11 protein-coding genes and 1 pseudogene are annotated in these 13,733 nt (G+C 45.9%); 1 reads left to right on the top strand and 11 read right to left on the bottom strand.

The features are described from left to right. The first annotated feature begins 507 nt into the window (after window positions 1–507). On the top strand, window positions 508–708 hold the full coding sequence (locus tag BN93_RS08545) for a hypothetical protein (protein WP_019187927.1): 201 nt from the start codon (window positions 508–510) through the stop codon (window positions 706–708). A 924-nt stretch (window positions 709–1,632) separates the two neighbouring features. Here BN93_RS08545 and BN93_RS08540 read toward each other — a convergent pair. The 11 genes and pseudogenes from BN93_RS08540 to BN93_RS08490 form a co-directional block, all read right to left on the bottom strand. Continuing rightward, window positions 1,633–2,659: pseudogene (locus BN93_RS08540) on the bottom strand (glycosyltransferase family 2 protein). 23 nt (window positions 2,660–2,682) lie between these two features. After that, entirely contained in the window at window positions 2,683–4,023 is a 1,341-nt protein-coding gene (gene mtaB / locus BN93_RS08535) for a tRNA (N(6)-L-threonylcarbamoyladenosine(37)-C(2))-methylthiotransferase MtaB (RefSeq protein WP_019187925.1), read from the bottom strand. Between the two features lie 47 nt (window positions 4,024–4,070). Continuing rightward, window positions 4,071–4,934: a phosphatidate cytidylyltransferase gene (locus tag BN93_RS08530; protein WP_044260286.1), complete on the bottom strand. Its 864-nt coding sequence runs from the start codon at window positions 4,932–4,934 to the stop codon at window positions 4,071–4,073. 185 nt (window positions 4,935–5,119) lie between these two features. Next, window positions 5,120–7,123 carry an ATP-dependent zinc metalloprotease FtsH gene (gene ftsH / locus BN93_RS08525; RefSeq protein ID WP_019187923.1) on the bottom strand — a complete coding sequence of 668 codons (2,004 nt, stop codon included), beginning with the start codon at window positions 7,121–7,123 and terminating at the stop codon, window positions 5,120–5,122. 48 nt (window positions 7,124–7,171) lie between these two features. Further along, on the bottom strand, window positions 7,172–7,531 hold the full coding sequence (gene rsfS / locus BN93_RS08520; RefSeq protein WP_009229497.1) for a ribosome silencing factor: 360 nt from the start codon (window positions 7,529–7,531) through the stop codon (window positions 7,172–7,174). A 162-nt stretch (window positions 7,532–7,693) separates the two neighbouring features. Next, the gene (locus BN93_RS08515) at window positions 7,694–8,422 is read right to left on the bottom strand and encodes a Crp/Fnr family transcriptional regulator (RefSeq protein WP_019187922.1); all 729 of its coding nucleotides are present in this window, start codon (window positions 8,420–8,422) and stop codon (window positions 7,694–7,696) included. Window positions 8,423–8,429: 7 nt separating this feature from the next. Further along, window positions 8,430–9,458 (bottom strand): FAD:protein FMN transferase, encoded by a 1,029-nt coding sequence (locus BN93_RS08510; protein WP_019187921.1) that lies wholly within the window; start codon window positions 9,456–9,458, stop codon window positions 8,430–8,432. Between the two features lie 96 nt (window positions 9,459–9,554). Continuing rightward, complete coding sequence (locus BN93_RS08505) at window positions 9,555–10,250, bottom strand: DUF6048 family protein (RefSeq protein WP_044260227.1); 696 nt, start codon at window positions 10,248–10,250, stop codon at window positions 9,555–9,557. After that, entirely contained in the window at window positions 10,201–10,692 is a 492-nt protein-coding gene (locus BN93_RS08500) for a DUF6452 family protein (RefSeq protein ID WP_044260225.1), read from the bottom strand. The genes BN93_RS08505 and BN93_RS08500 overlap by 50 nt, the downstream gene beginning before the upstream one ends. Beyond that, the gene (locus BN93_RS08495; RefSeq protein WP_019187918.1) at window positions 10,680–11,642 is read right to left on the bottom strand and encodes a glycosyltransferase family 2 protein; all 963 of its coding nucleotides are present in this window, start codon (window positions 11,640–11,642) and stop codon (window positions 10,680–10,682) included. Before BN93_RS08495 ends, BN93_RS08500 begins: the two co-directional genes overlap by 13 nt. Window positions 11,643–11,808: 166 nt before the next feature. Further along, a complete protein-coding gene (locus BN93_RS08490; RefSeq protein WP_232211148.1) occupies window positions 11,809–12,309 on the bottom strand; it encodes a DUF4199 domain-containing protein in 501 nt (166 codons plus the stop codon). Window positions 12,310–13,733: the final 1,424 nt, after the last annotated feature.

Below are 13,733 nucleotides of genomic sequence, written 5' to 3'. Positions count from 1 at the left end.
GCAGCCTCCGTTGGCCAAGAGCAGTATCCCTGCAACCGCACGCGTTGGCGGCAGCACGCGTATGTGTTTTCCGTGCCATTTTCCTCTGCGTGCTGTATGCGATATATCTTTTTTGTATAATTTTCGGTAAGAATTTTAACATTATTAGTGCCCTTTTTGCCAACCAATCTCCAACCTCGCCGCAAAAAATCGATTCTCGCGAGGGTTTGTTTCGATGTAAATAGGAGTTAGCCTGTGAATGCAACAAAATGAATTTTTATTTACAATAACCGTCATTTGTACCATTTGTTTTGCCATTTGCTGCTAAATACGTTGCATTTTGGTGCTAAACACAGTGCAATATGCCGCTAAATGCAGTGCGTTTTGATGCAAAATGCAGTGCGTTTTGGTGCAAAATGCAAGGTGTTTTGCTGCTAAACGCAAGGTAAAATGGTGCTAAATGCGAGACGAAAAGCATAAATATACACGGCAATGGTATAAACAAAACCTTTTAAACCCATCAAAAACATGGCTAAAAAGGGCAAAATGGTTGCTAAAAAGTGGGGTTTAGTGGTTAAAAAGTGGGTAATTGGGCTTGGAAAATTACGAGCTGGCATCCAAATTAGAAAGGCTAAATGGTGCAAAATGCAGGTTTTGTTCTCACAGATAGACAAAATAAGAGGTGTGGAAGGTTACAAAAAGTGGATATTTGCCTACTTTATAGCCTAATTTTGCGCTAGAATGGAATGAAAAATAGAGCGATGTTGTAAAATAAAAGAAATATTTTAAACTTTGTGTTGGTGAGTTGATAAGCTTGTGTGTTTTGGAGCTTTTAAGATGAGCTGCTTATGATTTTTGAGTTTTAAGGTAATAAGTTTCTGGGTTTTTGAGTTTCTGAGTTTTTAAGTTGCCGATTTTCAGCGTTTTTAAGTTGTTGAGTTGCTGAGTTTTTGAGTTGATGAATTTATTAGCAGATGAGTTGATGATTTCTTGAATTGATGTTTCTTTGAGTTGATAGGTTTGCAAGTTGATGAGTTTGTGAGTTGCTGAGTTGAAGTATTCGAGAGTAGTTAGGCTTTCGTGAGTATATAGGTCAGAGGGGTTGATTAGTTCTGCATTTCGTATACGAGAGTAGTGTTTATTTTTGTGTTGACATCACAAAGACAACTAACTCTTCTTAAGTTATAGAAACATTAAGCCACCCATGACAAGTTTGATGCTAGAATAACAAAATCGTCCTTATCTTTGTGAGGTTTAGGATGTGGCCTTCGTCTGGTTTTCATGTGTCTTCAATGAGGTGAAGTGGGTATCCGCAAGTCGTTATCAGATGGAAGAAACAGCAGGTTTGGATTTACCCACAGCAGAAAGTTTTTGTTGTGCGGCAGTTGGCGAAAGGAGTTACCGAACAGAGTAAAGGCTGCAAGCGGTTTAACCAAGTGCCGGCCTAATGTAGAATTGTGTGTACTTGATTTGGCTGATTGCTGACCAGGATTGGTTGTGGGAGGGTAGGGGAGAATGGAATGCAAAGGCAAGTATGGGTTGCTGGCCATACTATTGCAAATGTTGTGGGAAAGGTGTTGTGGAACAGGGGGATAATAGCAAGTATGGGGTGTTTTCCACGCCCTTGCAGCTGTTGCGGGGGAAGACCTTTGCTTACTTTTGTGGTAGTGCATGGAAAGTGTGCTTGCCCATTACATAATACTTCCACAGGATGGAGAAAGGGCTATTGGGGTTTTCGGTGTGTATAGTTTTGGTGCTTTGTATTTCTTTTCTGGCGGTGTCAAAGCTGTGTTTCCATTTGTTGAAGTCGCGGCGCGCCTTGATAATGGCCTTGAAGTCACCCCAGTTTCTGTTGAAAACGAGAGTCTGGAAGGCCGCAACATAGTCTAAGAATAGTCGCCAAACCATAACCTTGCGCATCTGTGAAGGGGCAAGGTTCTTGTAAAGCATGGTTAGATTGTTGCGAAAGTTGAGGTAGGTTTTCATTGGGTTTACCTTGGGGAGCGTGCCGCCACCTACGTGGTAAACCGTGCTTTCGGGTATGCAGAATATCCTTTTTCCTCTGAGTCTTAGTCGCCAGCAGAGGTCAATCTCTTCGTTGTGGGCAAAGAAACGCGCGTCAAGGCCGCCTACGGCCCAATAGTCTTTGGCTCGCACCATGAGACAGGCTCCTGTGGCCCAATGTATTTCTTGGCGATAGTCGTATTGTCCTTCGTCTTTTTCTAACGTGTTCGAATATTCTACCGCGGCAATAGGGATAGCCCAAGCTGTCGATGAAACCGCCCGACGCACCGGCATATTCAAACGATTCCCTGTCGTGCATGGCCAAAAGTTTGGGTTGGCAGGCTGCTATGTCGGGGTGGGCGTCCATCTCTTCGATGAGCGGCGTAAGCCATTGGTGGGTAACTTCAACATCAGAATTGAGCAACACGTAGTATTCGGCATCTATTTGTGCCAAAGCTTTGTTGTAGCCTTCGGCAAATCCCCAATTCTTTTCCAAGGCGATGGTTTGACAATGGGGAAAATGTTGGGCGAGATAGGCTAATGAGTTGTCGGTAGAGGCGTTGTCGGCAACATAAACCGCTGCATCGTTACGCGAATGGCGCATAACGGAAGGCAGATATTGGGCAAGCATTGACTGCCCATTCCAGTTCAGAATAACGATTGCTACCTTGTGCATGACTCAATTTTATGTTGAAGATGTTATATAAGTTCTACCTTTATGGCACTCTTGTTATGGTTGAATTGGGTTAACCTAACGGGTAACAGTTGGTTGTCAAATTCGTCTTTGGCTAGCGAGGCTGGCAATTCAACGCGCACATAATTGGGGGTAAAGCCGTGCATAGCCTTGCCTTTGGCCGCCTTCTCAAAGAGAACTAGGCTTTGTGAGCCAATCTGCGAGGCATAAAAGGTTTCCAATTTCTCGTCGGAGAGTTCTAAAAGCAGTTTGCTGCGGCGGCGTTTCTCGGCATCGTTAACTACGTAGGGAATGCGAAGGGCAGCCGTTCCTGGACGTTCGCTGTAAGGGAAAACATGCAACTGGCTGATGTCTAACGATTTTAGGAAGTCGTAGCATTCTTCGAAATAGGCTGGTTCTTCGCCACGAGAGCCTACCATGACGTCTACACCTATAAAGGCATTGGGTATTCGTTGCTTGATGAGTTGTACCTTGTGGGCAAAAAGGGCAGTGTCGTATCGGCGTTGCATCAGTTTTAAAACCTCGTCGCTGCCACTTTGTAAGGGTATGTGGAAGTGGGGCATGAAGGCTCTGCTGGATGCGCAATAGTCGATAAGCTCGTCGGTAAGCAAGTTGGGTTCAATGCTGCTGATGCGGAAACGCTGTATGCCTTCAACTTGGTCGAGAGCCTTGACAAGGTCGATAAAGCGTTCGTTTCCTCCGCCCTTGAACTCGCCAATGTTTACGCCTGTTAGCACAATTTCCTTTCCACCGTCGTTGGCGGCATCGCGTGCTTGCTGAACAAGCGATGCTATGGAGGGGTTTCGGGAAAAACCTCGTGCGAAGGGAATGGTGCAATAGGTGCAGAAATAGTCGCACCCGTCTTGCACTTTAAGGAAATAACGCGTTCGGTTGCCACGGCTGCAACTGGGGGCAAAGGTCTTGATGTCTTTGGTGTTCACCGAGAAATGACGGTGTAAAGCCTTTCCGTGTTGCCCGTCGGCCCAAGCATCGTTAAGATATTGTATGAGGTTGGCCTTTTCGTTGCTGCCTAAAACGAGGTCTACACCTTCGATGGCACTAACCTTTTCGGATTCAAGTTGGGCGTAACATCCCGTTACAACCACAAAGGCTCCTGGGTTTTCGCGCACCATGCGGTGGATAATCTGCCTACATTTGTGGTCGGCCACTTCGGTAACCGAGCAGGTATTGATGAGGCAAATGTCGGCAGGCTCGCCTTCGTTGGCGGTTGTAACGCCCATGTCTTGGAGCATTTGCCCAAAAGTGGAGGTTTCCGAAAAGTTTAATTTGCAACCTAATGTGTAGTAAGCAGCCGTTTTACCCTGAAAAGCTGAACTGTCTATCATATTATGTATGTGAGAGAACGCACAATGCTGAGACGTTCTCTACGATGTTATTGAAATAGTGTTAATGAATAGAGATATACCACAGAGGCGGGTATGGCTATGAATGAGGAATCGAAACGGTCGAGCATTCCACCATGGCCAGGCAGGATGTTGCCGCTGTCTTTGATGCCGAGTGTGCGTTTGAAGAGCGACTCAACAAGGTCGCCCCACGTGCCGAACACCACCACTACAAGTCCTAAGCCTAACCATTGGGGGATGGTGAGGTTTGTGGGAGCTGTGGATTGTGTTTCCAAATAGCCGATAAGACCGGCTACTAGGAGCACGAGAATGCCTCCGCCGATGCTGCCTTCCCAACTCTTGGCAGGCGAAATGCGTGGGAAAAGCTTGTGTTTGCCGAAGAGCGAACCAGAACAATAGGCACCAGTGTCGTTGGTCCAAAGGAAGATAAACACACTAAGGGGAAGGAGATGGTAAAAGTAAATTTGGTTGTCGGCTTGCCTGAACGCCAACACGTTTATCATTGAGAGGGGTAGGGCGATGTACATCTGCCCCAACATGGTGTATGCCCAATTGTTGATGGGGTCGTTAGCTTTGGTGTAAAGTTCGCTGACGAAAAGATAAACGATGGTTAGGAGATAAGGAACGAACACGGCATTGGTGGCAATGAACCCGCTGTTGACGCCTGCAACGGCCAAGAAAAGGTATGTGCCGGCAACGGTTGATATGAATCGGTTAACGCTAGTGCCCTTGTTCTCGTTAACTAACCCTGCGTATTCCCAAAGGCTGAGCGACGTTATGAGTGCAAAAACAAACACCATGCTCAATGGGCGCAAGAAACAAGTAACCATGATGGCTACAAAAAGAACACCTGTTATGGTTCGTGCAATCAAATTCTTAATTTTAGGAGTCATTGTCTTCTCTTTTTTCGTCGTTATATAATGGTAACTGATGGAGGTGCGTTGTGGCATCCTCGGCATTTTGTGTGGGCGGTTGAACGTGTTTTTGCGTGTTGGCGTAATGTGGAAAGTGGTAACAGCGTATCGCCATCTGCCTGCCTTGTAAGTAAGATAGGCGGATGGCGACAGCATGTTATGGGTTAAAGTCCACGCGACCTGCGGTGTTCTTCCTCGGCCGCTTTCACCTCGTCGGGCATGTCTTCCAACTTCGGTGTATTGTCTTCAATGATTTCTTCGGAGCGGCTAACCCAAGGTCGTTTACCGAAAATCTCTTCTACGTCTTCGGCGAAAATAACTTCGCGAGAGATGAGCAGGTCGGCCAACTTGTTGTGACCGTAGCTGTTTTCTTGAAGTATTTTCTTCGCACGGTCGTACTGCTCGTTTACCATCTTCATCACTTCGTCGTCGATAACTTTCGCCGTTGTTTCAGAATATGGCTTTTGGAATTGGTATTCCTGGTTGTTGTAGAAACTAATGTTGGGCAACTTATCGCTCATACCAGCGTATGCCACCATGCCGTATGCACTCTTTGTGGCTCTCTCTAAGTCGTTCATTGCACCGGTAGAGATATGGCCAGTGAACAATTCTTCGGCAGCACGTCCGCCCATCAGTGCACACATTTCGTCGAGCATTTGCTCTTTGGTGGTGATTTGGCGTTCTTCGGGTAGATACCATGCTGCACCCAACGCTCGGCCACGCGGTACGATAGAAACCTTTACCAAAGGGTCGGCATGTTGGCAGAACCAAGACACAGTGGCGTGGCCTGCCTCGTGCAAGGCAATGGTGCGCTTTTCGGCGGCAGTCATTATCTTTGTTTTCTTCTCCAATCCACCGATAATACGGTCTACGGCGTCGAGAAAGTCTTGTTTGCCTACCGATTTACTATTATGGCGAGCTGCAATAAGAGCAGCTTCGTTGCAGACGTTGGCGATGTCGGCTCCTGAAAAGCCCGGAGTTTGCCGCGAGAGGAAATCGAGGTCTACGGTGGAGTCGACCTTTACGGGGCGAAGGTGTACTTGAAAGATTTGCTTACGCTCAGGCAGGTCGGGCAGGTCTACGTTTATTTGTCGGTCGAAACGCCCTGCTCTAAGTAGTGCGCTGTCGAGCATGTCGGCACGGTTGGTGGCTGCAAGAATGATAACACCACTGTTTGTGCCAAATCCGTCCATCTCGGTAAGCAGTGCGTTGAGAGTATTTTCGCGCTCATCGTTTCCGCCCATCGAGGGATTTTTGCTCCTAGCACGGCCCACTGCATCAATTTCATCGATGAAAATAATACAGGGTGATTTTTCTTTGGCTTGGTGGAAAAGGTCGCGAACACGACTTGCACCTACACCCACGAACATTTCGACAAAGTCGGAGCCGCTCATGGAGAAGAAAGGCACGCCCGCTTCGCCTGCAACGGCTTTGGCCAAAAGCGTTTTACCCGTACCCGGAGGACCAACGAGCAATGCGCCCTTGGGGATTTTACCACCGAGGTCGGTATATTTCTGTGGACTTTTAAGGAATTCAACAATTTCTTGAACCTCTTGCTTGGCTCCTTCTTGGCCGGCAACGTCTTTAAAGGTGATGCCGATTTCGTTTCCTTTCTCGTACATCTTGGCCTTGCTTTTGCCTACGCTGAACACGCCCGAACCCCCTCCGGCTCCGCCACTGCCCATTCTACGCATGATGAAAATCCAAATGGCAATGAGGGCGATGAATGGAACGAACTGGATAAGGATGTCGGTGAAGTGTCCGCCTTTATCGTTATCGAAAGCAAAGTCTTTGATTTTACCTGCCTGTTGAATTTCAGTGAGGTACTTTTCAAGTTCCTCGGCCGAACCATATTGTACACTTACGTATGGTTTTTCGCCTAGTTGTTTCGGGTCTTTTCCGAAAACGTCGCGCAGGTTGGCAGGCTTAACGTACATTTTAAGCGTACGTTGCTCGCTGTTTACCACCACGTTGTTGACGTAGCCTTTGTTCACATATTCCTTAAATTTGGTGTATGTGGCCTCTTGCTTAACACTTCCAGCCATCATGTCGCCTTTCCCCGTGAAGAAGAAAAGCCCCAACGCGATGATGATCAACCCGTAAATCCAGTTCATGTTGAAACGTGGCATCTTGGGTTGCTTATTGTTGTATGGTTGTTTGTTGCTCATAATTGAATTGTTGGTGACACGAACGTTCCATCAAATGCCATGCCAATTTTAGTCGATGTCAGTGAGGTGGGTTAGTTTGGCATCGGCCCAAAGGTGTTCAAGATCGTAAAAAGAGCGCATCTCTGGTATGAAAACGTGTACGATAACGTCCACAAAGTCCATTGCAACCCACTGGTTTAGGCCTAGACCAACGGCACTTGTGGGCTTGTCTTTGAGTTCTTTACGCACGGTTTCGCCGATAGATTCGGCTATGGCCTCTACCTGTGTGGGCGAGTTTCCTTGGCATATAACGAAATAATTGGTTATTGCACCCTCTATTTCCTTTAAGTCGGCTACAACGATATTGCTGCCTTTTTTCTCTTGTATTCCTTTAATAATGGTATTTACCAAATTGTTTGTTCTTGTCATTCTTATGTTGATGTAATAGCTTTAAGCTACAAAGTTAAGGTTTTTTATTTGATTTGGCGCGCATTTTACCGCATATTTGTGGTAAGAATGGCAGAATAGCAAGAGAAGGGAGGTTAAGAAGGGCTGTGTTTGATATGGAAGATGTTGGGTAACATGCCTAGGCTAACCCCATTCGGCCACAAGTTTTTCGAGCATGGGTATCACAATACAGCCGCGTTTAAGTTGAATTAGCCCCTGCTTTTGCATGCCATTGAGAGCTCGCGAGACGTTTAGACGGTTGTCGTTCAACTCGTTTGCAAGTTTCTGCATCTTGATGTGCACAAGCTTACTGCCTGCGGGATGTATACAATGCGTCGTGATGAAACGGGTGATGCGGTGTTCGAGGTTGGGGGCGCAATGTCGCCAAGGTAGCCTTTCGGCTTTTTGGGCTTGTGTGGAGATGGTGTTGAGTAGGTTGAACTTGAAGATAATGAAGTCGTCTGTAAGTCTTAATACCTCAGACTTGCTTAGCAAGAGCAGGCTACATGTAGCTTTGGCAACGAATGTTCGGGTGTAACGGGGGGAAATACCGAAGAGGTTTTCGGGCTGGAGAATGTAGGGCGCGCCTATCTCTTCTGTGAAAACGTAGCCATTATCGTGGGCTTGCGCGCTCACTTCCATCCGTCCGTTAAGCAAAAAATAAAGGTGCGTGCATTCGTTTCCTGCTCTAACTATCGTTGCCCCTGCTTTCTTTTGCGCAAAGTCGAATCGGGTTTGACCAAGTACTGCGGCCAAATCATCTTTGCTCATGCCTTGAAACATGGGCAATTCCATTAGTTTGCCATATAGAGGAATGCGGTGCATCTGTTGTTGCTTGTTGACATTAGCCCTATTGTCGCCGTCGGGGGGCACAAAGGACTTACTTCTGAATTTTGTCTTTTAGCGATGGCGAAAACCAAACGGCGTTTTTCCCATTCTTGTCTGAATAGATAAAATATGCCATGAGTTCGGGATGCTGCTCCAATACTTTCTTGGCCTTGTCGAGCCCTAATACCATGAAAGCCGTGGCATAGGCATCGGCTTCTGCACAGGTCTTGGCTAGTACTGTAGACGAAAGAATGTTGTGCTGAACAGGATAACCTGTGTTCGGATCGATGGTGTGGGCGTATTTCTTGCCATTCTTATAATAGAACTTGCGGTAATTTCCGCTTGTGGCCATAGACTTATCCGTTACGTTCAAGATGGTTTGCAACTCTTGGTTTACATTTAACGAATCGTCAGTGGGCTTGGTTACGCCCACCTTCCATGGAAGGCGCTTTTCGCTAATGCCGCGTGTTACGATTTCTCCGCCAATCTCTACCATGAAGTTCTCAATGCCTTTGCGTTTTAGTAAGTTGGCAACAACATCGCTGCCATAACCTTTGGCGATGGCACTGAAATCGAGCATCAATCGTGGGTCTTGCTTTTTGATTCGCTCGTTAACGTAAGCAACCTTTTGATAGCCGATGAATTGTTTCAGGCTGTCAATGGTTTGTGGGGTGGGGTGGACTCCATTTTTAAAGCCGAACCCCCATGCGTTAACCAAAGGAGCAACGGTAACATCGAATGCCCCATTGGTTTCGATGGATATTTTGTTGGCCAATTGGAATACGTCTACGAACATTTTGTCGGGCTGTACCTGTTCGTTGCGGTTTATTTTGGAGATGACAGACCCTTTATTAAAGGTAGACATCGATTGGTCTACCTCGTTGAGCGCGGCCATAATTTCCTTGTTCAGATTCTCGTTGCTTTGGTAAATGATACTATACGTTGTACCGAAGATTGCACCCTTGTCGTGTTGATAGGGTGCATCTTGCTGCTGTTTGATGATGTAGATTGTTCCAATAATGAGGAACAGCAGAAAGGGTATTTGCCAAAGCAGGCGTCGTTTCCTATTGGGAGTGGTCATTTGCTTATTTGTTTAGTGCTTATTGTCGACGGCCTGAAAAGACCGAAAGGGAATACTTTTCTTGCTTTGTATTATATTGAAGGTGGACAAAGACATCTACAAGTTGATGATGATGTTAAATGTTCCACCTAGTCGAGAGTTGCCCGTTTTTCCAAAACCTGGCACATACCAAACATTTCCCGATTCGCCATCGTTGTGAGCTAAGCGTCGTCTGTAACGCACCGACCATCCTAAATGTAGTGGTCCCCATATCTTGGCATCCACTGCGAACACAAGTTCTGCCCAATGGCATGAGGCTGGAATGTTATTTAACTCGATTTCGGCTGGGTCTTTCCATACGGGGTCTGTCAACACGGGGCTGGCCACATCGTACTTAAATGAGGTGAAAGCGTATCTCGCCCCTACATAAACTCGGTAAATGTCGTGCTTGTTTTTCATGATGTTGAAATCCATTCCCACCTTGCCGTATGGTGCGGAGGTTTTATACACTACGTGAGTAACGGGGTCGTCCTCGTGATTGGCTGTGCCGTAGCCAAGCTCGAACACAGGAAAATACTTGTCTTTTAAGTTTATGCGCAGGGCGGCCTCGTATTGTCCATAGTCGCTTACTGCCAGCTGTATTGGGCCGACTGCGTCTGCCATGACTTGAAGGCCACGGAAAAAGCGAGTTGTATCGGGGCGTTCGGTTTTTGGTTTCAATCCTTGCGCACTGGCCGACAACGCGCCAAAGGCGAGTAAGGCACTAATGGCCACTCTTGAAATAGATGCGGAAATGTGGCGATGATGTGTCATATGTTACGTTTGGATTGACGAGTATAATGGAATCGATGGCGTGGTGCGACGTACTGACAGCTGTTATCGTGTGGAAATAAGACATGGGGCAATCTACCGATTCGAAATGCGGTGTGTTTGTTTTATTTACCTTGATGGTATCGTGCACGACGTTGCCAAGAGTATCTTTCAACTGTAAGAACAGCGCGTCTTGATCGCGCGTGTAGCTCATTGGCAGGCTGAAACTTGTTGTCTTAACTCCTTTATTATATATAATGGTGTCTTGTCCGTCGCGCCGTGCCGTAAGAATGGTTAGCGTGTCGGTGAGGGTGTCTGGTTTAAGGCCGCCACCTTTCATCAGTACATATTGTGAATAGACCGTATTGTTGTACGGACAGTCTATCGACGAGCATGCGGCCAGCACGGCCGAGCCCAATACGAGCAATGGAATCAGTCTCCGCATCTTATCTCCTCCTCTATTTGGTAATCGTTTCTTCCTTGCGAATTGCGGCTGATAAGGTCGCCCAAGAAACCGGCAAGGAAAAGCTGCGTGCCTATCATCATCGTTGTTAGCGAGAGGTAGAAGTAGGGCGAGTCGGTTATCAGGCGTTGAGGAATGCCTTGGGCAAGGCAATACAGCTTGTCGGCACCCAATAGACAAGTGGCAATGAAACCCAAAAGGAACATCAACGAGCCTAAAAGACCGAACACGTGCATGGGCTTTTTGCCGAAATTGCTGAGAAACCAAAGTGTGATGAGATCTAGATAACCATTGAAGAAACGGTTCAGACCGAACTTAGAACTACCGTATTTACGGGCTTGATGCTGTACCACTTTCTCGCCAATGCGTCCAAAGCCTGCGTTCTTGGCCAGGTAGGGGATGTAGCGGTGCATTTCACCGTACACTTCGATGTTCTTCACCACGGCCTTGCGATAGGCTTTCAGTCCACAGTTGAAGTCGTGCAGATTCTTTATCCCACTTATTTTTCTAGCCGTGGCATTGAACAGTTTGGTGGGAATTGTTTTAGAAAGCGGGTCGTATCGCTTTTGTTTGTAACCCGAAACAAGGTCGTATTTCTCTTCCGTAATCATGCGATAGAGTTCGGGTATTTCGTCGGGCGAGTCTTGTAGGTCGGCATCCATGGTGATAACCACGTTGCCGTTGGCCTCCTTGAAACCGCAAAACAGAGCGGGACTTTTACCATAGTTGCGCCTGAACTTTATCCCCCGAACGTGTTCGGACTGTTTGCTCAGTTCTTCTATCACCTCCCACGAACGGTCGGTAGAGCCGTCGTTGACGAATATCACTTCGAAACTAAAATGGTTGTCGTTCATCACCCGCTCAATCCATGAGTAGAGTTCGGGCAGCGATTCGTCTTCGTTGAACAAGGGTATAACTACAGAAATGTCCATTGTTGTTTGTGTTGTATTATCTATTATATTTCTTAATCGTTTATTCTTGATTAGGGGGCGGCGATGGGTTTTGTCTGACCTTTTGGGAACTTTAATTAGCCAATGGTTATGGTTTTGACAGCTCTCATTGCTGATTCCGTTTGCTTTCAAGTGTCAACCAAGCTTGTTATCTCCTATGTTTCATTCCAAATGCGGCAATAATGAGACTGAGGAAGAGCCCAATGAAGATGTTTTGGGTGAAGAAAAGGAACACCAACTCGATGGGTTGAAGTGTGCCAAGTAGCTTAACCGACTCTTGCATTTGGGTTTCGTTCATACCCATTTGCTGATAAGCTGCACTAAATGAGTGTATCGAATCGCGCATCATGGTGATGAGCGATTCAGGGTCGTAGAAACGAATATAGAGGTATTGAGCCAATGCGAAGATGAGCGAGGCATAAACGAAGGTGTGCCACGAGTAGGCCAGCGCGCGTCGATATGAGATTTCGCCATCAAGGGCGTTGTTACGGAACGCACGCAACCGCCACGCCACGACGAATGGTGTGGAAAGGGTTAGGAGATTTCCCGTCATGGATTGGGGTAGCCGCATGGTGAAAAGAAAGGCCACAATCCATACCAATGCCAAAATGGCACCGTCTTGGCGAGCAAACGCCTTGAGTTGTTTCAATGATTCTAAAAAGTTCATGTCGTGCAAAATTACATATTTTTTATTATATATTGCGCGCAACGCGCGGAAATCTAACAATTCTCGTTAAAGTTTGTTACGGCTTTAGCGTTGTTTGCATTGAGGAGATAAGATTCTCTTTCCCTTTAATCTTTCTGCAGATTGAGAGGAGTTTGTGTCTTTGTCTGCAAAAACAAGATGAACGCCCCGTTCATGTAAGGAAGTGTTGGAAAAATATATGATGAAATCTGAAATTCTGCCCCATTCGTCTGTGACAAAACAGGGCTTTGCCCCAAAAAGGAAACTTGGCGGGAGTTCTTTCAATATATTCTTTACAAGTTAAAGGTATCTTTCCCGTGGCATATTAAGAGGGAATAGTAAAGAGGAACTTTTCATGGTTCTTATGTTCTTATGTCAACATGGACGTATTTATGCCTGAACATGAAAGATGAACGTTTTCGTTAAGCCAAATGAACTATGTCGAGCTTACTCGAACATTGTCATGGCGAGAAAACGCACTTTTAGAGGAACGGCAAAAGAACGATTAACTCGTTCACTTGTTCACTTGTCTTCTTGCCAACCTGTCCACTCGTTAACACGCTAATCATTGTAACCTTTTCAGCAAGATTTTTAACACTATGAGTACCCTTTTTATCCACCAATTGCCCACTTTGCCGCAAAAAATCGATTCTCGCGAAGGTTTGTTTTGATGCAAAAAGGGGTTAGCGTGTGAATGCAGCGAAATGAATATTTATTTGAAAAGGCCGCCATTTGCACCACATTTGGGGCTATTTGCGGCAAAATGTACTGCAATTTGCCGCAAAACGCAGTGCAATTTGCCGCAAAACGCAGTGCGTTTTGGTGCTAAATGCAGTGCGTTTTGGTGCTAAACGCAAGGTGAAATGGTGCAAAATGCAGTGCAAAATGCTGCAAAATGCGAGATGATATGCATAAACATCCACAGTAATAGAATAAACAAAACCTTTTGTGGTCGGTAAAAACCTGCCCAAAAGGACAAAATAGGTATTAAAAAGTGGGGTTTTGGGTGCTAAATTTGGGTAATCAGGCTTGAAGATTTATGAGTGAATAACCAAACTAGAAAGGCTAAATGGTGCGAAATGCAGCCTTTTTTCTTAAAAACGAACATGCTGGAAGGCGTAAAAGGCTAGAAAAAGTGGCGATTTACCTACTTTATGGCCTATATTTTCGCTAGAACGGAGCGAAATTTTGTACGATATTGTAAAATAAAAGGTAATAATTTAACTTTTTGAGTTGAAGGGTTTGTGGGTTGAAGGTTTTTTGAGTTGATGGTTTATTGAGTTGATGGTTTATTGAGTTGATGATTTTTTAAGTTGATGAGCTTTTGAGTTGATGAACTTTTAAGTTGATAAGTTGACAACTTTTGAGTTGATGAGTTTATGAGTTAA

The sequence above is a fragment of the Prevotella conceptionensis 9403948 genome (assembly GCF_000312305.1).
In the GTDB taxonomy this organism is placed as follows: Bacteria; Bacteroidota; Bacteroidia; order Bacteroidales; family Bacteroidaceae; genus Prevotella; species Prevotella conceptionensis.
This window is presented reverse-complemented; position numbering and strand designations above follow the sequence as displayed.